Source organism: Roseovarius aquimarinus (assembly GCF_043661195.1).
GTDB classification, from domain to species: domain Bacteria; phylum Pseudomonadota; class Alphaproteobacteria; order Rhodobacterales; family Rhodobacteraceae; genus Roseovarius; species Roseovarius aquimarinus.
In genome coordinates this window covers 132,364-152,750 of sequence record NZ_JBIHMM010000003.1, presented here as the reverse complement: position 1 = coordinate 152,750, position 20,387 = coordinate 132,364, and the positions used below count along the sequence as shown (strand labels likewise).

The 20,387-nt window shown below is 64.9% G+C and carries 21 protein-coding genes and 1 tRNA gene; 15 read left to right on the top strand and 7 right to left on the bottom strand.

Features of this window, described 5'->3' with window-relative positions; all coding sequences use genetic code 11:
• The first annotated feature begins 86 nt into the window (after nucleotides 1-86).
• The 8 genes from ACGRVM_RS11340 (at nucleotide 87) to ACGRVM_RS11305 (ending at nucleotide 7,801) form a co-directional block, all read left to right on the top strand.
• Complete coding sequence (locus ACGRVM_RS11340) at nucleotides 87-1,652, top strand: ABC transporter substrate-binding protein (protein ID WP_377171695.1); 1,566 nt, start codon at nucleotides 87-89, stop codon at nucleotides 1,650-1,652.
• A gap of 82 nt (nucleotides 1,653-1,734) precedes the next feature.
• Nucleotides 1,735-2,706, top strand: coding sequence for an ABC transporter permease (locus ACGRVM_RS11335; RefSeq protein WP_377171693.1), 972 nt, complete (start codon nucleotides 1,735-1,737; stop codon nucleotides 2,704-2,706).
• Complete coding sequence (locus tag ACGRVM_RS11330) at nucleotides 2,703-3,542, top strand: ABC transporter permease (RefSeq protein WP_377171691.1); 840 nt, start codon at nucleotides 2,703-2,705, stop codon at nucleotides 3,540-3,542. Before ACGRVM_RS11335 ends, ACGRVM_RS11330 begins: the two co-directional genes overlap by 4 nt.
• Entirely contained in the window at nucleotides 3,539-5,161 is a 1,623-nt protein-coding gene (locus ACGRVM_RS11325) for an ABC transporter ATP-binding protein (RefSeq protein ID WP_377171689.1), read from the top strand. Before ACGRVM_RS11330 ends, ACGRVM_RS11325 begins: the two co-directional genes overlap by 4 nt.
• A 22-nt stretch (nucleotides 5,162-5,183) precedes the next feature.
• A complete protein-coding gene (locus ACGRVM_RS11320; RefSeq protein WP_377172453.1) occupies nucleotides 5,184-5,831 on the top strand; it encodes a lysophospholipid acyltransferase family protein in 648 nt (215 codons plus the stop codon).
• Entirely contained in the window at nucleotides 5,831-6,766 is a 936-nt protein-coding gene (locus tag ACGRVM_RS11315; protein WP_377171687.1) for a phosphatidate cytidylyltransferase, read from the top strand. The genes ACGRVM_RS11320 and ACGRVM_RS11315 overlap by 1 nt, the downstream gene beginning before the upstream one ends.
• Entirely contained in the window at nucleotides 6,763-7,158 is a 396-nt protein-coding gene (locus ACGRVM_RS11310; protein ID WP_377171685.1) for a hypothetical protein, read from the top strand. The genes ACGRVM_RS11315 and ACGRVM_RS11310 overlap by 4 nt, the downstream gene beginning before the upstream one ends.
• On the top strand, nucleotides 7,151-7,801 hold the full coding sequence (locus tag ACGRVM_RS11305; RefSeq protein ID WP_377171683.1) for a CDP-alcohol phosphatidyltransferase family protein: 651 nt from the start codon (nucleotides 7,151-7,153) through the stop codon (nucleotides 7,799-7,801). The genes ACGRVM_RS11310 and ACGRVM_RS11305 overlap by 8 nt, the downstream gene beginning before the upstream one ends.
• 3 nt (nucleotides 7,802-7,804) lie before the next feature.
• Here the strand turns inward: ACGRVM_RS11305 and ACGRVM_RS11300 are convergent.
• A tRNA-Thr gene (locus ACGRVM_RS11300) sits at nucleotides 7,805-7,880 on the bottom strand.
• A 45-nt stretch (nucleotides 7,881-7,925) separates the two neighbouring features.
• Nucleotides 7,926-8,798 (bottom strand): hypothetical protein, encoded by an 873-nt coding sequence (locus ACGRVM_RS11295; RefSeq protein ID WP_377171681.1) that lies wholly within the window; start codon nucleotides 8,796-8,798, stop codon nucleotides 7,926-7,928.
• 160 nt (nucleotides 8,799-8,958) lie between these two features.
• On the opposite strand from ACGRVM_RS11295, the gene uvrB reads away from it, so the two are divergent.
• Entirely contained in the window at nucleotides 8,959-11,157 is a 2,199-nt protein-coding gene (uvrB, locus tag ACGRVM_RS11290) for an excinuclease ABC subunit UvrB (RefSeq protein ID WP_377171679.1), read from the top strand.
• A 64-nt stretch (nucleotides 11,158-11,221) separates the two neighbouring features.
• On the top strand, nucleotides 11,222-11,407 hold the full coding sequence (locus ACGRVM_RS11285) for a PLDc N-terminal domain-containing protein (protein WP_377171677.1): 186 nt from the start codon (nucleotides 11,222-11,224) through the stop codon (nucleotides 11,405-11,407).
• A gap of 62 nt (nucleotides 11,408-11,469) precedes the next feature.
• Here ACGRVM_RS11285 and ACGRVM_RS11280 read toward each other — a convergent pair whose 3' ends face one another.
• Nucleotides 11,470-11,754: a TFIIB-type zinc ribbon-containing protein gene (locus ACGRVM_RS11280; protein ID WP_377171675.1), complete on the bottom strand. Its 285-nt coding sequence runs from the start codon at nucleotides 11,752-11,754 to the stop codon at nucleotides 11,470-11,472.
• Nucleotides 11,755-11,929: 175 nt separating this feature from the next.
• Here ACGRVM_RS11280 and ACGRVM_RS11275 point away from each other — a divergent pair, with 175 nt between their 5' ends.
• From ACGRVM_RS11275 to ACGRVM_RS11255, 5 genes are all read left to right on the top strand, one after another.
• Nucleotides 11,930-12,640: a precorrin-6A/cobalt-precorrin-6A reductase gene (locus ACGRVM_RS11275; protein WP_377171673.1), complete on the top strand. Its 711-nt coding sequence runs from the start codon at nucleotides 11,930-11,932 to the stop codon at nucleotides 12,638-12,640.
• Nucleotides 12,637-13,266 (top strand): DNA-3-methyladenine glycosylase family protein, encoded by a 630-nt coding sequence (locus tag ACGRVM_RS11270; protein ID WP_377171671.1) that lies wholly within the window; start codon nucleotides 12,637-12,639, stop codon nucleotides 13,264-13,266. Before ACGRVM_RS11275 ends, ACGRVM_RS11270 begins: the two co-directional genes overlap by 4 nt.
• Nucleotides 13,263-13,931, top strand: coding sequence for an alpha/beta hydrolase (locus ACGRVM_RS11265; protein WP_377171669.1), 669 nt, complete (start codon nucleotides 13,263-13,265; stop codon nucleotides 13,929-13,931). The genes ACGRVM_RS11270 and ACGRVM_RS11265 overlap by 4 nt, the downstream gene beginning before the upstream one ends.
• 404 nt (nucleotides 13,932-14,335) lie before the next feature.
• Nucleotides 14,336-15,181: a GAF domain-containing protein gene (locus ACGRVM_RS11260; RefSeq protein WP_377171667.1), complete on the top strand. Its 846-nt coding sequence runs from the start codon at nucleotides 14,336-14,338 to the stop codon at nucleotides 15,179-15,181.
• A 13-nt stretch (nucleotides 15,182-15,194) separates the two neighbouring features.
• On the top strand, nucleotides 15,195-15,521 hold the full coding sequence (locus ACGRVM_RS11255; RefSeq protein WP_377171666.1) for a hypothetical protein: 327 nt from the start codon (nucleotides 15,195-15,197) through the stop codon (nucleotides 15,519-15,521).
• A 153-nt stretch (nucleotides 15,522-15,674) separates the two neighbouring features.
• On the opposite strand, the gene ACGRVM_RS11250 is transcribed toward ACGRVM_RS11255, so the two are convergent.
• The 4 genes from ACGRVM_RS11250 to cimA all read right to left on the bottom strand — a co-directional run bounded on the left by ACGRVM_RS11250 (nucleotide 15,675) and on the right by cimA (nucleotide 20,385).
• On the bottom strand, nucleotides 15,675-16,895 hold the full coding sequence (locus ACGRVM_RS11250) for an MFS transporter (RefSeq protein ID WP_377171664.1): 1,221 nt from the start codon (nucleotides 16,893-16,895) through the stop codon (nucleotides 15,675-15,677).
• Between the two features lie 43 nt (nucleotides 16,896-16,938).
• The gene (gene cobA / locus ACGRVM_RS11245; protein WP_377171662.1) at nucleotides 16,939-17,790 is read right to left on the bottom strand and encodes a uroporphyrinogen-III C-methyltransferase; all 852 of its coding nucleotides are present in this window, start codon (nucleotides 17,788-17,790) and stop codon (nucleotides 16,939-16,941) included.
• 215 nt (nucleotides 17,791-18,005) lie between these two features.
• Nucleotides 18,006-18,785, bottom strand: coding sequence for a squalene/phytoene synthase family protein (locus tag ACGRVM_RS11240; RefSeq protein WP_377171660.1), 780 nt, complete (start codon nucleotides 18,783-18,785; stop codon nucleotides 18,006-18,008).
• Nucleotides 18,778-20,385: a citramalate synthase gene (gene cimA, locus ACGRVM_RS11235; protein WP_377171658.1), complete on the bottom strand. Its 1,608-nt coding sequence runs from the start codon at nucleotides 20,383-20,385 to the stop codon at nucleotides 18,778-18,780. The genes ACGRVM_RS11240 and cimA overlap by 8 nt, the downstream gene beginning before the upstream one ends.
• Nucleotides 20,386-20,387 lie beyond the last annotated feature (2 nt).

Sequence of the window (20,387 nt, the reverse complement as noted above, 5' to 3'; positions counted from 1 at the left end):
CCGGAATCGAGGGTGGAAATCATGCCTCGTTTCGGTAAGCTGATCGGAAAACTCAACGATTCAACCAACAACAGGGGATGACAAGAATGCTGAAACCAATCAAATTCGCTGCCGCCGCGCTGGCGCTGGCCCTCGCCGGCCCGCTTGCCGCGCAGGACGGCGAGCCGCAGTCCGGGGGCACGCTCAACGTGGTGATCCAGCCGGAGCCGCCCAGCCTGATGATCGGCCTCGTGCAGAACGGCCCGACCCAGATGGTCGCGGGCGACATCTACGAGAGCCTGCTGCGCTACGATCACGAATTGCAGCCCGAGGGCCAGCTGGCCGAGTCGTGGGAGATCTCCGAGGACGGTCTGACCTACACGTTCAAGCTGCGCCAGGGCGTTGTCTTTCATGATGGCGAGCCCTTCACCTCTGAAGACGTGAAATTCTCGATGGGCACCTTCCTCGCGCAGGTTCACTCGCGCATGGGCCAGTACATGAAGCGCGTCGAGAGCATCGACACGCCGGACGATCACACTGTCGTCTTCAACCTCAAGGAGCCTTTCGGCCCCTTCATCGGCATCTTCGAGCCGGGCACGGCCCCGATGATCCCGCAGCACATCTACGAAGGCACGGATTTCGCCAATAACGAGATGAACAACACGCCCATCGGCACCGGACCCTTCAAGTTCAACGAATGGGTCAAGGGCAGCTACATCCACCTCGTCAAGAACGAGGACTACTACATGGAGGGCAAGCCCTACGTCGATGAGGTCTATTACCACGTCATTCCTGACGCGGCGTCGCGCGCGGTGGCCTACGAGACCGGCAAGGTCGACGTGCTGCCCGGCGGCTCGATCGAGAATTTCGAGGTGCCGCGCATCACCGAGATGGACAATACCTGCGTCACCGACAAGGGCTGGGAATTCTTCGGTCCGCTCTCGTGGATGTGGGTCAATCTCAACAACAAGCCGCTGGACGACGTGAAAGTGCGCCAGGCGATCATGCACGCCATGGACCGCGACTTCGCCAAGACCGCGCTCTGGAACGATCTGGGCAAGGTCGCGACCGGCCCGGTCTCCTCCTCGACGCGCTTCTATGCGGGCGATACGCCGGATATCGGGTATGACCCCGAGAAGGCCAAGCAACTGCTCGAAGAGTCGAGCTATGACGGCGAGACCATCCGCATCCTTGGCCTGCCCTATGGCGAGACGTGGACGCGCTGGGCCGAAGCGGTCAAGCAGAACCTGAGCGAGATCGGCATGAACGCCGAGCTGGTCCCCGCCGACGTTGCCGGCTGGAACCAGAAGATCAGTGATCGCGACTTCGATCTGGCCTTCACCTATCTCTACCAGTACGGCGATCCCGCGCTGGGCGTGTCGCGGACCTACATGGGCGACAATGCCGAACCCGGCTCGCCCTGGAACAACGTGGCCAACTACCAGAACGCCGAGACGGACAAGATGTTCAACGAGGCGGCGCTGATGGCCGACCCCGAGGCGCGCACGGCGGCCTACAAGCAGATCCAGGACCAGATCGTCTCGGATGTGCCGAACATCTGGCTGCTCGAGCTGGGCTTCCCGACGATCTATCGCTGCAACATCAAGAACCCGGTCAGCACCGCCATCGGCGTGAACGACGGCTTCCGCGATGTGTGGATCGCGCAGGAATAAGTGCTTCGGCCTGACGGTTCGGGGCGCCTTCGGGCGCCCCGCATCCAACGGATAAAACAAGACCGACAACAGGGCAGACAGCGTGACACGTTTCATTCTGGGCAGGCTGGTCAAGGCGGTGTTCATCCTGCTGGCCATCCTCGTCTTCAACTTCTTTCTGATCCATGCAGCCCCCGGCGATCCGGCCGCCGTCATGGCGGGCGAGGCCGGTGCGGGCGATGCCGAATATCTCGCGCAGCTGCGCGCGCGCTTCGGGCTCGATCAGCCGCTCTATGTCCAGCTCTGGATCTATCTGAAGGGCGCGATCCAGTTCGATCTGGGCTATTCCTTCCGCCAGCAGATGCCGGTCGCCGATCTGATCGCCGACCGCCTGCCGGCCACGCTCCTGCTGACCGGGGTCGCCTTCGTGCTGTCGCTGGTCTTCGGCGTCATCGCCGGTGTCGCCGCCTCGGCCCGTCAGGGAAGCTGGGGGGACACGATCATTTCCACGCTGGCGCTTCTCTTCTACGCCACGCCGCTCTTTTGGGTGGCGCTCATGGCCGCGCTCGTCTTTTCGGTCTGGCTCGGCTGGCTGCCCGGCTTCGGCTATTCGACCGTGGGCGCGGGCTATACCGGCCTTGCCCATGTGCTCGACGTGGCCAAGCATCTCGTGCTGCCCGCCTCGACGCTCGGCCTTTTCTTCATGGCGATCTACATGCGGATGACGCGCGCCTCGATGCTCGAGGTCTCGCGCCTCGATTTCGTCAAGACCGCGCGCGCCAAGGGTCTGCGGCGCGGCCTCATTCAGCGCCGTCACATTCTGCGCAACGCGCTCTTGCCGGTCATCACGCTCGCCGGCCTGCAGGCGGGGCAGATCTTCGGCGGGGCGATCCTGACCGAGACGGTCTTCGCATGGCCGGGCATCGGGCGGCTGATGTTCGAGGCGATCAGCCAGCGCGATTACAACGTGATCCTCGGCGTCTTCTACATCTCGGCGGCGATGGTGCTGCTGTTCAACCTCATCACCGATGTCGTCTACGTCATCATCGACCCGCGGATCAGGCTGACATCATGAGACAATTCTGGACACGCTTTTGCTATAACCGCGGGGCCGTGATCGGCCTGTTCATCCTCACGCTCGTCGTGCTCGCGGCCATCCTCGCGCCGGTCATCTTTCCGCAAAGTCCGTGGAAGATGGTGCAGCGGCCCTTCCTGCCGCCCTTCTCGCAGGACGGCTTGCCGCTCGGCACGGATGCGCTCGGCCGCGACGTTCTGTCGGGCCTCTTTCACGGCGCCTATGTGAGCCTGCTGGTCGGCCTCGTGTCGACCATCGTGGCGCTTGCGATCGGCGTGCCGGTCGGTGCGCTGGCGGGTTATTTCGCCGGACGGGCCGACGATGCGCTGATGCGCTTCACCGAGTTCTTCCAGACGATCCCCAGCTTCGCGCTCGCCATCGTCCTTCTGGCCATCTTCCAGCCGAGCCTGACCTTCGTCATCATCGCCATCGCAGTGGTGAGCTGGCCGCCCGTCGCCCGCCTCGTGCGGGGCGAGGTGCTGTCGCTCCGGACGCGTGAATTCGTCGAGGCGGCGACGCTTTCGGGCCTCGGCAACACGCAGATCATTTTGCGCCATGTTCTGCCCAATGCGCTGCCGCCCATCATCGTGCTCGCCTCGCTGATGGTGGCGCAGGCGATCCTTCTGGAAAGCTCGCTGTCGTTCCTCGGGCTGGGCGATCCCAACATCATGAGCTGGGGCTACATGATCGGGGCCGCGCGCACCGTCATCCGCACGGCATGGTGGCTCTCGTTCCTGCCGGGCATGGCGATCCTGCTGACCGTGCTGGCGCTCAACCTGATCGGCGAGGGCCTGAACGACGCGCTCAATCCGCGCTTGACGAGGAAATCCGAATGAGCCTTCTTCAAATCCGAGACCTTGCCATCGCGCTGCCCGTCGGGGCCGACCGGATGTATGCGGCGCAGGACATCAATTTCGACCTCGCGCCGGGCGAAATTCTCTGCATCGTGGGCGAATCCGGCTCGGGCAAGTCCATGTCGGCCAATGCCGTGATGGGCCTTCTGCCGCAGGGGGTGGAACCCGCCGGCGGCTCGATCACCTTCGATGGCCGCGAGATTCTGGATCTGAGCGAGAAGGAGATGCTGAAGCTGCGCGGCAGCCGCATCTCGATGATCTTTCAGGAGCCGCTGAGCGCGCTCAATCCGCTGATGCGGGTCGGCGCGCAGATCGCCGAGGTCTTCGAGGCGCATGGTGCGCTGAGGCCCGCCGAGCGTCAGGCGCGCGCCCTCAAGTTGCTGGACGAGGTGGGTATCCCCGACCCCGAAGCGGCGATCCGCGCCTATCCCTTTCAGCTCTCGGGCGGGCAGCGCCAGCGCGTGATGATCGCGATGGCGCTCGCGCTCGAGCCGGACATCCTGATCGCCGACGAGCCGACGACCGCGCTCGACGTGACCACGCAGGCGCAGATCCTGAAACTGATCGAGGACTTGCGCAAATCACGCGGCATGGCCGTGATCTTCATCACCCATGATTTCGGCGTGGTGGCCGATATCGCGGACCGCGTGATCGTCATGCAGACCGGCAGGATCGTCGAGGCGGGCCCGGCGAACGAGGTTCTGCTCAAGCCGCAGCATCCCTATACGCGTGCGCTGATCGACGCGATCCCGCGCCTCACGCAGCGCGCCGAGGCCGACGAGTACACGACCGAGCCGATCCTCTCGGTCGAGGGGCTGAACAAGACCTTCTCGACCGGCTCGGGCAAGCTTTTCGGCAAGCGGCGCGTGGTGAAGGCCGTGCAGGACGTGAATTTCGAACTCTACGCGGGCGAGACGATCGGGATCGTGGGCGAATCCGGCTCGGGCAAGTCAACGGTCGGTCGCTGCCTCGTGCGCCTTCTGACCCCCGACAGCGGCCGCGTGATGGTCGAGGGCGCCGACATCGCGCATATGTCGGGCGCCGATCTGCGCGACCAGCGCCGCAAGCTCCAGATGATCTTTCAGGATCCTTTCTCGTCGCTCAATCCGCGCGCACGGGTCAGCCGCATCCTGACTGAAGGGCTCATCGCCTACGGCACACCCAAGGCGCAGGCGATGGACCGCGCGCGCGAGCTTCTGGAGCTTGTCGGTCTCGACGGCTCGGCGATGAACCGGTTCCCGCATGAATTCTCGGGCGGGCAGCGTCAGCGCATCGGCATCGCCCGCGCGCTCGCGCTCGATCCGAAGATCATCATCGCGGACGAGGCGGTCTCGGCACTCGATGTGTCGATCCAGGCGCAGGTCCTGGATCTGCTGGCCGACCTCAAGACGCGGCTGCACCTGTCGATGCTCTTCATCACCCACGATCTGCGCGTCGCCGCGCGCATCTGCGACAGGATCATCGTGATGCAGAAGGGCCGCATCGTGGAGGCGGGGCCGGCGGGCAAGGTGCTGCACAATCCCGACACCGACTATACGCAATCCCTGCTCGATGCGATTCCGGGTCAGGAGTATGAGCGGGCGCTGGAGGGCGCTGGGTGAACGCCTCGGTGGCGGGCGCCTGATGGACGGGCGCGCCTTGCAGGTCGCCGCCCAGGCGTCGGCCGCGCTCATCGTCGGGTTCGCGCGGCTGGTGACCGCCGTGCGAGGCATCTGGGACGGGATCGAGCCGGAACCGACGCAGCGCATCTATTTCGCCAACCATGCGAGCCACGGCGATTTCGTCCTGATCTGGACGGTTCTGCCGCGCAGCCTTCGGGCGCGCACGCGGCCCGTCGCAGGCTCGGATTACTGGCTGGCCTCGCGCCTGCGCAGCTTCATCGGGCGCGAGGTTTTCCGCGCCGTGCTGATCGACCGAAACCCTGACACCCGGCAGGGCGATCCCGTCGCGCAGATGGGCGCGGCGCTCGAGAAGGGCGACAGCCTGATCCTCTTTCCCGAAGGCACGCGCAACACGGGCGACGAGACGCTCCTGCCGTTCAAGTCGGGCCTTTATCACCTTGCCGCCGCGCATCCCGATATCGATCTGGTGCCGGTCTGGATCGCCAATCTCAACCGTGTCATGCCGAAAGGCGCACTGGTGCCGATCCCGCTGATCTGCACCGTGACGTTCGGAGCGCCGCTGCGCGTGGGGGAGGGCGAGGACAAGGCCGCGTTCCTCGGCCGGGCCGAGCGCGCGCTGCGCGATCTCGCGCCCGAGGGAGGGGCCTGATGGACGCTCATTTCGCGATCCTCGCCGCCTGCGTGCTGGCCGTGCTGGCGGTGGCGACCGTCGCGGGGCAGCTTCTGAGGCGCAGGGCCGGGCCGGACGATCTGACGGTGCAAAACCTCAACGCGCGCATCGCTGCGTGGTGGGTCATGTCGGCGGTGATCGCGCTCGCTTTCACGCTGGGCACGGCGGGGGTCGTCGTGCTCTTCGCGATCTGCTCCTTCGCGGCGCTGCGCGAGTTCCTCACGCTGACCAACACCAAGGCCGCGGATCATTGGGCGCTTGCCGCCGCCGTCTTCATCGTGCTGCCGCTGCAATATGTTTCGGTCGGGCAGGGCTGGTACGGGTTCTATTCGATCTTCATCCCGGTCTACGCCTTCCTCTTCATGCCCATCCTCTCGGCCCTGCGCGGCCGCACCGAGGGCTTTCTGGTGCGCGTGTCCGAGGCGCAATGGGCGCTGATGATCTCGGTCTTTTGCGTGAGCCACGTGCCCGCCATGCTCAGCCTCGACATTCCGGGCCACGAAGGGCGCGGCCTCTTCCTCATCTTCTTCCTGATCGTCGTCGTGCAGTTCAGCGACGTCATGCAATATGTCTGGGGCAAGCTTCTGGGGCGGCGCAAGATCGCGCCGCGCCTCTCGCCCTCCAAGACGCTCGAAGGGCTGGTGGGCGGCGTTCTGAGCGCGAGCTGTCTCGGCGCCGCGCTCTTCTGGATCACTCCGTTCACGCCCATGCAGGCGTTCGCCATCTCGCTCCTCATCACGCTCATGGGCTTTTTCGGCGGTCTCGTGATGTCGGCGATCAAGCGCGACCGGGGGGTCAAGGATTGGGGCCATCTCATCGCCGGGCATGGCGGCTTCATCGACCGGCTCGACTCGGTGATCTTCTCGGCGCCGATCTTCTTTCACGTCGTCCGCTTCTGGTGGGACGCGCATTGAGCTTGGAGCGCCTCGCCGCCAGAACGCCCGTGCATGTGGCCATCGGGTTCCTCGCGATGGGCGGCTGGGCGGTCTGGGCGAATGCGGTGCATGGCACAGGGGCGGCGCTCTTAGCGGGGCTGGTGCAGGGCAGCCTTTCGGGCGCGCTCACCCTCGGCCTCAAGCGGTCGGTCGATTGGCTGCGCCCGCGCATGCGCGGGCCGCTGGCCTATCTCGCGCCGCCGCTGATCGCCGGAGGATGCTCGGCGCTGCTGCTCATCACGGCGCATGGGATCGCCGGCACGCCCGAGCTCTGGGCGACGGTCGCCGTGCCGCTGGCGGTGTCGTTCAGCTACATCTTTGCCTACAACATTCTGCGCCAGCGCCGCACCGAAAGGAGCCGAGATGCCTGATCCCCAAAGCCGCCGCCCGCTCAGCAGCCGGGACACGAAATGGGCCGCGCGCCTCACACGCTTGCTGGCCGCGCGCGGCGCGACGCCGAACGGCATTTCGCAGGCCAGCATGGTCTTTGCCGCGCTTGCGGGCCTCGCCTTCTGGGGCCTCGCCTTCGTGCCTACGGGGCCGGGGGCGGCGGCGCTCCTGATCCTCGGCGCGCTCGGGTGCCAGCTACGGCTGCTCTGCAACCTCTTCGACGGGATGGTCGCCGTCGAGGCAGGGCGCGCCGGTCCGGATGGGCCGCTCTGGAACGAGTTCCCGGACCGCGTGTCAGACATTCTGATCCTCTTCGGCCTCGGTCTGGGCGTGGGTGAGCCCGCGCTCGGAATGGCCGCCGCCTGCATGGCCGTCCTGACCGCATATACCCGCGAGCTCGGCGCCTCCATCGGCCTCGCGCCCGATTTCAGCGGCCCGATGGCCAAGCCGCACCGCATGGCCCTCGTGACCGCCGCCGCGATCCTCGCGCTTTTCGAGACCGCGATCGTGCCGCCCGGCACGGCGCTCACCACCGCGCTCTGGCTCGTCGCGCTCGGCGCACTCGCCACGAGCCTGCGCCGGGCGGCGCGGATTCGCGCAAGATTGAAGAGTGGTGCTGATTGAAACTGGTGCCCCCACACGGACTCGAACCGCGGACCTACTGATTACAAATCAGTTGCTCTACCAGCTGAGCTATAGGGGCGCCGGAGAGGCGTTTAGCAGGGGGGTGCGGGCTTGGCAAGCGGGGTCAGGGGCTCAGGAGCGTGATGCCGGGCATGCGGCCGATGCGGAAGACGTCCTCGTCGTAGAGATCGCTCAATTCGTCGACCATCTCTTCGGTCCAGCCGGGCAGGTCCAGCTCTTCCTCGATCGCCTCGTCATTGGCGAACTTGTCGAGAAAGGCCGAAATGACCCGGCGTTTCTGCATTTCGGTCATGCCGGGATGCTGCTCGAGATAGGATTCGAACCGCGTCATTCCGGCGGGCGTCATGATCTCGCGCAGGAGCGCATGCTCGCCGGTCAGGGGCACGCCCGGCTCGAGCCCGGCCATCTCGCGCAGGATCTGGCCCCAGATGAGGGGCGTGTCCTCGTTGCACCAGACGGTGATCGGGATATCGGGGATCGCGGCGCGGACGCGCTCGATCATCGCCGACCAGCGCATCTCGCGCGGGTCGGTGCCGCCCAGATAGGCGGGCAGGCTGTCGAATTTCGTCTGCGCCATGATGGCGGGCAGGAAGGTGGCCGGATTGCAGATGGCGAAGAACATCTCGATCTCGTCGCGGGCGAAGATCTCGCGGAAGATCTGCGTGCGTCCGGCGGCGGAGGTGTAAAATTCCCCGCCGGAGGCGGCCATCTTGGGCGTTCCGAAGAAGCCGGGGTTCGACAGGACCAGCCGCTCGGGCGCCGCGTCATAGCCGAGCGCATCCATCAGGACCTCGCGCGTATCGGGGGCAAGACCGTTCGAGGCCGCGTGCAGGATGTCACGCAGAAGGCGGCGGTAGTCCTTGGGAAAGGGCACCTCGGTGCCGCGCTCGGACAGCATCTGCTGATTTGCGGTGAGGCATTTCAGCAGGCGGTCCTCGTCGGTGATGTGGGCGCCTGCGTGAAGGACGAGCTGCATCTGTCGGTCTATCCGGGCTTGGGTCAGGTATGGACAGCTTCTCTATATGGCGCATCGCGGCTCAGATAAACCGCTTTCGGTGCGGCGCGGAGAGGGCCGCCGGGTTGAACGGCGCGCAAAAAGCATCAAGTGTGAGCCACGCCCGCCGAAGGATCGCCCCATGCCCTATGCCCATTCCGACAGTCAGCCCCCCGTTCTGGCCAATCCCGCGCCCGACGTGCGCGCGCGGCCCAAGCTGGAAGGAGGCAAGCGCTTCGAGATGGTCAGCGAATTCGAGCCCGCGGGCGATCAGCCGACGGCGATCGCCGAGCTCAGCCAGTCGATCGTCGATGGCGAGCGCGACCAGGTGCTTCTGGGCGCGACGGGCACGGGCAAGACCTACACGATGGCGATGGTGATCGAGAAGACCCAGCGCCCTGCCATAATCCTCGCCCCGAACAAGACGCTCGCGGCGCAGCTCTACGGCGAGTTCAAGGGCTTCTTTCCGAACAACGCGGTCGAGTATTTCGTCAGTTATTACGACTACTATCAGCCCGAGGCCTACGTTCCGCGCAGCGATACCTTCATCGAGAAGGAAAGCCAGATCAACGAGCAGATCGACCGCATGCGCCACTCGGCGACGCGGGCGCTTCTGGAGCGGGACGATGTGATCATCGTCGCCTCGGTGTCGTGCATCTACGGTATCGGCTCGGTCGAGACCTATGGCGCGATGACGCAGGATCTGAAGGTCGGCACGGATTACGACCAGCGGCAGGTGATGGCCGATCTGGTCGCCCAGCAATACAAGCGCAACGATGCCGCGTTCCAGCGGGGCAGCTTCCGCGTGCGGGGCGACAGCCTCGAGATCTTCCCGGCCCACCTCGAAGACCGCGCCTGGCGGCTCAGCTTCTTCGGGAACGAGCTCGAGGCGATCACCGAGTTCGATCCGCTGACCGGCGAGAAGACCGGCAGTTTCGATCAGATCCGCGTCTATGCGAACAGCCACTACGTGACGCCCAAACCGACGATGCAGCAAGCCATATTGGGCATCAAGAAGGAGCTTCGCATCCGGCTCGACCAGCTTGTCGGCGAGGGCAAGCTGCTCGAAGCGCAGCGGCTGGAGCAGCGCACGAATTTCGATCTGGAGATGCTGGAGGCCACGGGCGTCTGCAACGGCATCGAGAACTACTCGCGCTACCTGACGGGCCGCGCGCCGGGCGAGCCGCCGCCCACGCTCTTCGAGTTCATTCCGGACAATGCCATCGTCTTCGCGGACGAAAGCCACGTCTCGGTTCCGCAGATCGGGGCGATGTACAAGGGCGACTATCGGCGCAAGTTCACGCTGGCCGAGCACGGCTTTCGCCTGCCTTCCTGCATGGACAACCGTCCCCTCAAGTTCGAGGAATGGGATGCGATGCGGCCGCAGTCCGTCTTCGTGTCGGCCACCCCCGCGAAATGGGAGATCGAGCAATCGGGCGGCGTTTTCACCGAGCAGGTGATCCGCCCGACGGGCCTGCTCGATCCGATGATCGAGATCCGTCCCGTGGAAACGCAGGTGGACGATCTTCTGGATGAGGTGCGGCGTGTCAGCCAAGCAGGCTACCGCACGCTGGTCACGACGCTGACCAAGCGGATGGCCGAGGATCTGACCGAATACATGCATGAGCAGGGCATCAAGGTGCGCTACATGCATTCCGATATCGACACGATCGAGAGGATCGAGATCCTGCGCGATTTGCGCCTCGGCGCCTTCGACGTGCTGATCGGCATCAACCTACTGCGCGAAGGCCTCGATATTCCCGAATGCGGGCTTGTGGCGATCCTCGATGCGGACAAGGAAGGCTTTCTGCGCTCGGAGACGTCGCTCATCCAGACGATCGGCCGCGCCGCCCGCAATGCCGACGGGCGGGTCATCATGTATGCCGACCGCATCACCGGTTCGATGGAGCGCGCGATGGGCGAGACGGACCGCCGCCGCGCCAAGCAGATCGCCTATAACGAGGAGCACGGCATCACGCCCGCCACGGTGCGCAAGAATGTGGAGGATATCCTCGCCGGTCTCTACAAGGGCGATGTGGACATGGCGCGTGTCACCGCCAAGGTCGACAAGCCCATGCATGGCGGCAATCTTCAGGCGCATCTCGATGCGCTCCGGGTCGAGATGCGCAAGGCCGCCGAGAATCTCGAATTCGAGGAGGCCGCGCGCCTGCGCGACGAGGTCAAGCGGCTCGAGGCCGTGGATCTCGCCATCTCCGACGATCCGCTCGCCCGGCAGTCGGCCGTGGAAGAGGCTGTCGCCGCCGGCTCCGCGTCCCGGGGCCGCTCGACCGCGGGCCGTCCGGGGCAGCGCGGCGGGAACGTGAAACGGCGCAAGAAATAAGGGAAAAGGAACCGGAGCGCTCACAAGGTCGTTACATCTTCAATCGAATGAAAGGAGATGCGACATGGAATATGGTCTTTTCGGACTGGTCGTCCTGATCGCCGATATCTACGCGATCTTTCAGGTTCTGACCTCGGCGGCCTCGACGGGCAAGAAGGTCCTTTGGACCTTGCTCATCCTGATCTTGCCGATCATCGGCTTCATCATCTGGCTAATCGCAGGGCCGCGCGGCAACAAGGCGCATGTTTGACGGACGCCGACGCCGAACAGGGAAAGAGCGGGCATCACGCCCGCTCTTTTTCTTGTCGGAGATCAGAAGTCGAACAGCTCGCTCAGGATGCTGCTGCGCTTTTTCTTCTTGTAGGAGCGATCGTCGTATCGATCGTCATACCGGTCGTCGCGGCGGCGCTCGTCCCTGTAGTCATCGCGGCCGCGATCCACTGGCGGCGGCGGAGGCGGCGCCACGTCCGAGCGCTCGATGATCTTGTCCAGCTCTCCCCGGTCGAGCCAGACGCCGCGGCATTCGGGGCAGTAATCGATCTCGACGCCGGAGCGGTCGGTCATCACGAGATTCGTTCCATCAATCGGACATTTCATCGGCTTTCCCTTTTCTCTCTCCCATTCACGGATGATGTGGGCGTGGAGGTTGCCGGTTGCAACGGTGCGTCCTGCGGCGCCTTGCCGCTTTTTGCCGATTGGCGCGGTGTTGCGCCGCCGATAAGGTCGGGTTCATGAATGCCATGTCGCTCTTTCTTCCTCGCGAGCCGCGTCCATGACCCTGTTGCTGATGGCCGGCACGGGCGAGGCGCGGGAACTGGCGGAAGGGCTGGCCGCGCGGGGCAGGGATTTCACCGTCTGGCTGCCCGAAGGCGCGCGGATCACGCGGGAGTGGCGAGGCTCCGCTCAGGGAGGTCCTCTGGGACGGTGTCTTGAGGTGGCGGCTCCCCGCATGGTGCTTGATGCGAGCCATCCTTTCGATGTCGAAGGCTCGCATCTTGCCGCGCGGCACTGCGCCGCGCGGGGCCTGCCCTATCTTCTGCTGCGCCGTCCCGAATGGCGGGCCGGGCCCGGCGATGACTGGCACCGTGTCGCAAGCGATGCCGAGGCGGCCCGGCTGATTGCGCCCGGCAGCACGGTTCTGGTCGCGTCGGGGCGCGAGGGGCTGGCGGCCTATGCCAGGCTGGAGCGCTGCCGCATTCTTTGCCGGCAAATCGGCGATCCGGGCGTTCCCTTTCCCCTGCCGAACGGCGACTGGCTCATCCAGCGGCCGCCCTTTTCGGTCGAAGAGGAAATCGCGCTATTCCGCGAGCTCGGCATCGACTGGCTGGTGCTGCGCAACGCGGGGAGCGCGCGTGCCGAGACCAAGCTGATCGCGGCACGGACGCTGGGCCTGCGTGTCGCGATGATCGCGCGGCCCGCGCCGCCCGATGCGCCGATGGCCCAGACCGTCGCGGCGGCGCTGGCGTGGGTGGACGCCGCATGAGCCTCAGGATCATCGAGACGGACGCCGATGTCGCGGCGGACGCTGAGGCGCTCTGCGCGCTCTGTCCGCGCATGGCGCTGGCCTATGCCGAGACCGGGGCGTTGCCGCTGCGCCGCAAGCCGGACGGATTTGCCGAGCTTCTGAGCGCCATCGTCAGCCAACAGGTCAGCGTCGCCTCGGCCCGCGCGATCTGGGCGCGGATGGAGGAGGCGGGCCTCACCGCGCCTGCGCCGATCCTGATCGCGGGTGAGGACGGTCTGCGCGCGGCGGGTCTCAGCCGTCAGAAGATCCGCTATGCGCAGGAGTTGGCGCGGGCCGATATCGACTACCGCGCGCTGCGCGCCGCGCCCGATGCCGAGGTGCTCGAGACGCTGACCGCCGTGCCGGGCATCGGCACCTGGACTGCCGAGATCTATGCGATGTTCAGCCTCGGGCGGGCCGATGTCTTCGCCCATGGCGATCTCGCGCTTCAGGAGGCCGCGCGCGTTCTCTACGATTTGCCCGAGCGTCCGAACGAGCGGGCCATGCGCGCCATGGCCGCGGATTGGAGTCCCTACAGGTCGGTTGCCGCGCGCCTGCTTTGGGCCTACTACCGGGTGGTGAAACAAAGGGAAGGCATCAGATGACGCGTGTTCTGAACGCAGGCCGGCGCGAGCCGATTTCGGGCGAGACGAGGTCCATCGTCGTCTTTCTGCACGGCTATGGCGCCAATGGCCCCGATCTTCTGGGCCTTGCCGATCCCTTGGGTGAGCATCTGCCCGACACGCTTTTCGTCGCGCCGGACGCGCCCGAGAACGTCCCCGGCATGCCGAACGGGTTTCAGTGGTTTCCCATCCCCTGGATCGACGGCTCGAGCGAGGAAGAGGCCGAGCGCGGTCTCTTGGCGGCTGCGGACGATCTCAACGCCTTTCTCGACGCATTGATGGTGGACGAGGACGTGCTGCCTGAGCAGGTCGTGCTCTTCGGCTTCTCCCAAGGCACGATGATGGCCCTCCATGTCGCGCCCCGGCGCGAGGATGAGGTCGCGGGCATCGTCGCCTTCTCGGGCCGTCTGCTGCGCCCCGAGCTTCTGGCTGACGAGGTGGTCAGCCGTCCGCCCGTTCTTCTGGTGCATGGTGATGCCGACGAGGTGGTGACGCCGCAATCCCTGCCCGAAGCCGCCGAGGCGCTGCAATCGGCGGGCTGGAAGGACGTCTATGCGCATGTGATGAAGGGCACGGGCCACGGCATCGCGCCCGACGGGCTCGAAGTCGCGCTGGCTTTCATGGCGGACAAACTCGGCCTCGGGTGAACTGCCGGAACTTAGGCGTGCATTTTGTCGCGATTCGAGATCGAATGCTAAATCTGCACCTGTAGGTTGTCAGCGAAAGCGTTCGAGAGACGGCTTGGTGCAGTATTTCCGGTGAGCGGTGGGTCGGCGTTTTCCGAATGCAACCCAAGCACTTCAAACGCTGAATGTTATCAATTAAAAATGGTTGCTCTCAATCTCAGTGGTCAAATTCTTAGGAAATTTTATGACATGATCGTCATATGATTTTTCAGGTTTTCTGAACAAAACCCAGCGTATTCCTGAACTTCACCTAACGATGAATAAAATCTACTTAAGATAGACATTTTATTCGTTTCATTCACTGGTTGCGATCGAACAATCCCTCTAATGGCCTTCTGATAGTCCCCAAAACTTAGGAAGCCATTATGTCGATGCGAGGCGATGAGACGCTGCCGCCCCCTGATTTCGAAGCTGCCCCCCTCCCGGCAAATGAAGCCGCCCGAACGCAGCGGGTGCATCGCTCCGGCGTCATGGACGTTCGGCAGGAGGATCGCTACCAGATTTACGTCGATATGGCGCGGCTGATCACGGCCTGTCCTGTCGCCTATACCGGCCTCCTCGACGAAGATCGCCAGTTTTTCCTCGCCAAGGATTTCGACGGACAATTCGATGTCACGGAATTGGCTCGGCCTTTGACCCTGTGCCAATATGCGCTCGGCTCGACGCAGCCGATGATCGTGCCGGATCTGCGCGAACACCCGAAATTGAAGACCAACCGGTTGGTCACGGCGCCGCCGAATTGGGTTTTCTGGGGGGCCTACCCGCTCGTCACTCAGGATGGTCTGGTTCTCGGAACCCTTTGTACTGCCGATTACACGCCGCGCATCATGGAGCCTCGGCAGGTTCAGGGAATGCAGAGCCTGGCGAACAACCTGGTGCTGCTGCTGACCCTTCAGATGCAAGAGCGCGATGCGATCACCGAGCGCATGGCGAAGCTGGCCGCATATTTCCACCGCACTCATCCGGACCTGCGTCCGGCCGAGCTCGAGGCCTTCTTGAGTTTGTGCTCGGGCCAGCCCTTGGACAAGCAGTGGCTCGACCGTCTTGCGCAGTGGGACATCGTGACACTGGCCGGAAAAACGCCGGAGCTGACGGCACTGGGCCGCACGATCCAGGCGGAGCATGGTTTGCACGCAGCCACATTCCGTCGTCAGACCGCAGAACAAAAGACATCGATCGACATCGAAAACCTTTTCGCGATGATCGATTAAGGCAAGGGCAAAGATGTACACAAAGATTTACCAAATCGCGACGGCGAATTTGATCAACGGAAAGATTGCAGCATCCTACGTCTCGGAAGAGCTCGGAGGATTGATCGCGCATTTCAACATGACGGCTCTCAACGTTTTTCTGTGCCGTGAAGGCGTTCTGTATGTCACGGTGAATTTCGACGAGGCGAGCGACATGAAGGCTTTTCAGGCGGCACAGGTCGAGCTGTTCGAAAATCTGCGCAAGAATCTCAACTGTGAAACCACCCATTTTCAGGCGATCGCCGTATTCCGATACGAACGCGAAGCCGTGAATATGGAAATGGAGGAAATGCGTTCCTGATCCGACAGCTTTTCAGGGCAATCGGGGTTTGAATGAACCCGGTAAGAGGTCGGTGTCTTTTCTCAAGACATCGACCTTTGCATTTCGGTCAACGAGAATTCTGTCGGCCGCATACTCCAAAAAACACTCTGCCCAAGGCGGACCGGACCGCGCTCACGCGGCGCTTCTGTTGCGCATCACCAGCCAGATCAGCGCGCCGCCTGCAAGGGCGAGGAAGGGCGCCATCGCGAGGTTGACCGAGGCCCAGCCGGTCTGCGCGTCGCCGCCCGAGCAATTCATCAGCCCGCCCGACGCCAGCGAGGCCACGGTAACGCCGCCGAAGACCAGCAGATCGTTGAGGCCCTGCATGCGGCCCCGCTCGTGCGGCTCGTGCGATCCGGCGAGCATCGAGGTGGCCCCGATGAAGCCGAAATTCCAGCCGACGCCCAGAAGGACGAGCGCGACGAAGAAATTCTCGAGCTCGACGCCTTGCAGCGCCACGGCCCCAGCAGCGGCGAGGATCGCGATGCCCGCGCCCATGATCCTTTCCACCCCGAACCGCGCGATGAGATGCCCGGTGAAGAAGGACGGCGCATACATGGCAAGGACATGCGCCGTGACCACATCCGCCGCGCGGCTGGGCCCAAAGCCGCAGCCCACGACCGCCAGCGGTGTCGAAGTCATCACGAGGTTCATCAGCGCGTAGGAGACCATCGCGCAGATCACCGCGACGGCGATACGCGGTGTTTTCAGCAGCTCCAACCGGCTGCGCCCGCGCGGCGCGTCCTCGTCCGGGACGGGCGGTTTAGGAATGTCGAGGAAGAAGAAAAGCGCGGAGCCGGCGATGTTGAGCCCGATCACCGCGATATAGGTGCCGAGGAACGGCACGATCATCGCTTCCGCCGTCACCTTGACGAGCTGAGGGCCGATCACCGCGCTCAGCAGCCCGCCCGCGAGCACGTATGAGATCGCCTTGGGGCGGAATGCGTCGCTGGCCGTATCGGCGGCGGCGAAGCGATAGAAGCCCTGCGCGCTCATGTAGATGCCGGTCAGGAAGCTGCCGAGAAGGAAGAGGGGGAATGAGGCGGTGTAGAGTCCATAGGCCCCCACCGCGCCGCCGATCGCGCCGCCCAGCGTGCCGACGAAGAACCCCGCGCGCCGACCGAATTTCTGCATGATCGCCGACATGGGCGTCGCCGACAGCATCGAGCCGATGATGATGAGCGAAATGGGCAGCGTGGCGAAGCAGGGATTGGCCGCGAGGCCCGTGCCCGCAAGGCCGCCCACGACGAAGATCATCGGCATCTGCGCGCCGAGGATCGCTTGCGCCAGCACCAGCACGGTGACGTTGCGCCGCGCGCGGCTGTCGTCGGGAAGGAGGGCGGCATCTGTCATGCCGCAAACTGCTAGACCGGTTGGTTCAGCAAGGCAAGGCCGGTCAGGCGACCTCGGCGGCGAGGCCGCGTCCCAAGGGATCCATGTCGCGCACCGGCTCGCCCGCCATCTGTCCCTGCCAGTCGAGCACCTGCCGCATCAGCACGGAGCGCCCGATGCACAAGAGCGCGGGCGGCTCGAGGCCGCTGGCCTCGATATCGGCGGCCATGCGGCTGAGCGTCGTCTCGATCACCTGCTGCTGTGGGGTGGTGGCGTTGCAGACAACGGCACAAGGCTCGTCCGGGTCGCGGCCATGCTCCATCAGCGAGGCTGAAATCTGCGCCGCGTGCTTCATGCCCATGTAGATCACGAGCACCTGGCTCCCCTCGGCCAGCGCCTTCCAGTTGAGCGAGGCGGGCGCGTTCCCGGTCTGGTCATGGCCGGTGACGAAGGTCACGGATTGGTTCACATCGCGGTGCGTGACAGGGATACCCGCATAGGCCAGCCCGCCGATGCCCGCGCTGATGCCGGGAATGATGCGGACGGGCACGCCGTGCTGCACCAGCGTCTGCGCCTCTTCGCCGCCGCGCCCGAAGACGAAGGGATCGCCGCCCTTGAGGCGCAGCACGCGCTTGCCCGCGCGGGCGAGATCGACGAGGCGGAGCGAGATGTCGCGCTGCACGGCGGAGGGCTTGCCACCCCGCTTGCCGGCATAGATCTTCTCGGCCTGCGGCGCCCAATCGAGAATGCACTCCTGAACGAGCGCATCATAGACCACCACATCCGCCTGACGCAGCGCGTTGAGCGCGTGGATCGTCAGAAGACCCGGATCGCCCGGACCGGCACCGCAGAGCCAGACCCAGCCGGGTTGCATCATGGGCCATTCGTGGGCCGGGAGGGGGAGCGCGTCGAACATGGGAAAGGATATGACGCGCGAGTTGCACTCTGGGAAGAGGGGCGGCCCGTCTGCGCAATGACAAGAGAGAAACGCGGTTCGGCATGGGCGCGCCGCTGCGGTGCGTTTGTTCGCAGGAGTGGCCAAGCGCTGCCATTCGTTTTACAGTAAGGCTTTTGAATGGAACAGAATTTTAATTTGCAGCGCGCAGGCTCAAGCGAACCGGAACGCTGTTCTCACCAGCGCCCGGTCATGGAGCGGGCCATTAGGCCCAGAGCCGAGCGAATCGGTGCGGGCTCCAGACCGCCATTCACCACGAGCGCGGGATGCGCCGCCGCGCGGCGCAGAACGCCGCCCGCCTGCCATGCGGCAAGAAGGGCGGGCCGTGCCTCGGGGCTGACCTTGCCGCGCATCGAGCGGGCGCGGCGCAGGCGCCTCAGCCCCTCTTCGGCCAGCGCGCGGATGCCCTCGGGGCGGCCATCCAACAGGGGGATGCGCCCGGCCTCTTCCAAGGCGGGAATGGCGCGCAGCCAGGCGGCGACGCCGGCGGCATAGCCTGCATCCATCACCGTGGCCTCATCCACCTGCCCCAGCGCGCGCGCTGCGGCCAGCATCAGATGGCCGCTGGTCTCTTCCAGATAGCGGGTCAAGTGGGCGTCGTCCTCGAAAGGCTCGCGGTAGACATCCCACTGGCGCGCGACGATGAGCGCGTCGAGGAGCCGGGCGCCTTCCGCGTCCAGCACATCCGCCAGCGGTGTCACCACCTCGTGGCGGCGCACCTTGCCGCCTGCCGCGATTTCTTCCAGCGCGTCGCGCCACCATTGCAGGCGCATCTCGGCGATGAGCGCCTCCTGCGTCATCCAGGGCGCGCGCGAGACTTCGACGTTGAAGGCGTAGATCGGGAAGAGCACGCGGCGCGCAGGGACCGGCGCCGCCATCGCCGCGCGAAAGCGATCGGGATCGCCCCGGCGCAGCAACTCGGCGCAGCCGGTGAGGTCCTGGCCCAGATCAGGCACCTTGCAGCAGCTTCCAGTTGATCGCGTCGAGCAGCGCGTCGAAGGAGGCGTCCACGATATTGGCGCTGACGCCCACGGTGGACCAGCGGCGGCCCTGATCATCTTCGCTGTCGATGATGACGCGGGTCACGGCCTCGGTGCCGCCTTGGGTGATGCGCACCTTGAAATCGACGAGGCGCATGTCCTCGATGAGGCTTTGGTAGCGGCCCAGATCCTTGGCCAGCGCCTTGCTTAATGCGTTGACCGGGCCGCGATCGCAGCCAAGCTCGTCCATCGACTCGCTGACCGAGAGTTTCTTCTCGCCGTCGATCTTGACCACGACGACTGCCTCGGAAAGGCTCACCATCCTGTCGTACTTGTTCTTGCGCCGCTCGACGGTCACCTTGTAGCGCTTCACCTCGAAGAAATCTGGCAGGGTGCCGAGCGCGCGGCGCGCCAGAAGCTCGAAACTCGCCTGCGCGCTGTCATAGGTGTATCCGATCGCCTCGCGCTCCTTGATCTGCTCGAGGATGAGCGCGAGGGCCGGATCGCCGGGCGCGACCTCGATCCCCGCCTCGAGAAGCCTTTGGCGCAGGTTGGACTGGCCCGCCTGATTGGACATCGGAATGATGCGCGTATTGCCGACGAGGGCCGGGTCGATATGCTCGTAGGTCGAGGGATCCTTGAGGATCGCGCTCGCGTGCAGCCCCGCCTTGTGCGCGAAGGCCGAGGCGCCGACATAGGCGGCCTGCCGCATCGGCACGCGGTTGAGGATATCGTCAAGCTTGCGTGCCGTGCGGCTGAGACTTTTCAGACCCTCGAGCGTGACGCCCGTCTCGTATGTGCTGGCATAGGGCTCCTTGAGCAGCAGCGTCGGGATCAGCGTCGTCAGGTTCGCGTTTCCGCAGCGCTCGCCCAGGCCGTTGAGCGTGCCCTGCACCTGCCGCGCGCCCGCGTCGATGGCGGCGAGCGATCCGGCGATGGCGTTCTCGGTGTCGTTATGGGTGTGAATGCCGAGCCGCTCGCCCGGGATGCCAGACGCGATCACCTCGGACGTGATGCGCCCGATCTCGGTCGGAAGCGTGCCGCCGTTGGTGTCGCACAGCACGATCCAGCGCGCGCCGGCGGTCAGCGCCGCATGGCACACTTCGAGAGCGTAGTCCGGATTGGCCTTGTAGCCGTCGAAGAAATGCTCGGCGTCGAGGATCGCCTCGCGCCCCTCGGCCACCAGATGCACGATGGATTGCGCGATGTTCTGCGTGTTCTGCTCGAGCGTGATGCCGAGCGCGCGCTCGACATGAAAGTCATGCGCTTTGCCGACGAGGCAGACCGTCCGGGTGCCCGCGTTCATCACGGCGGCGAGCACGTCGTCATTCGCGGCGCTGCGGCCCGTGCGCTTGGTCATGCCGAAAGCGGTCAGTCTGGCGCGCGTCGGCGGGGCCGCGTCGAAAAAGGCGCTGTCGGTCGGGTTCGCACCCGGCCAGCCGCCTTCGATATAGTCGACGCCGAGCTGGTCGAGCATCTCGGCGATGCGCTGCTTTTCGGCGGTCGAGAACTGCACGCCCTGGGTCTGCTGCCCGTCGCGCAGGGTGGTGTCGTAGATGGAGAGGCGTTGTTTCATAT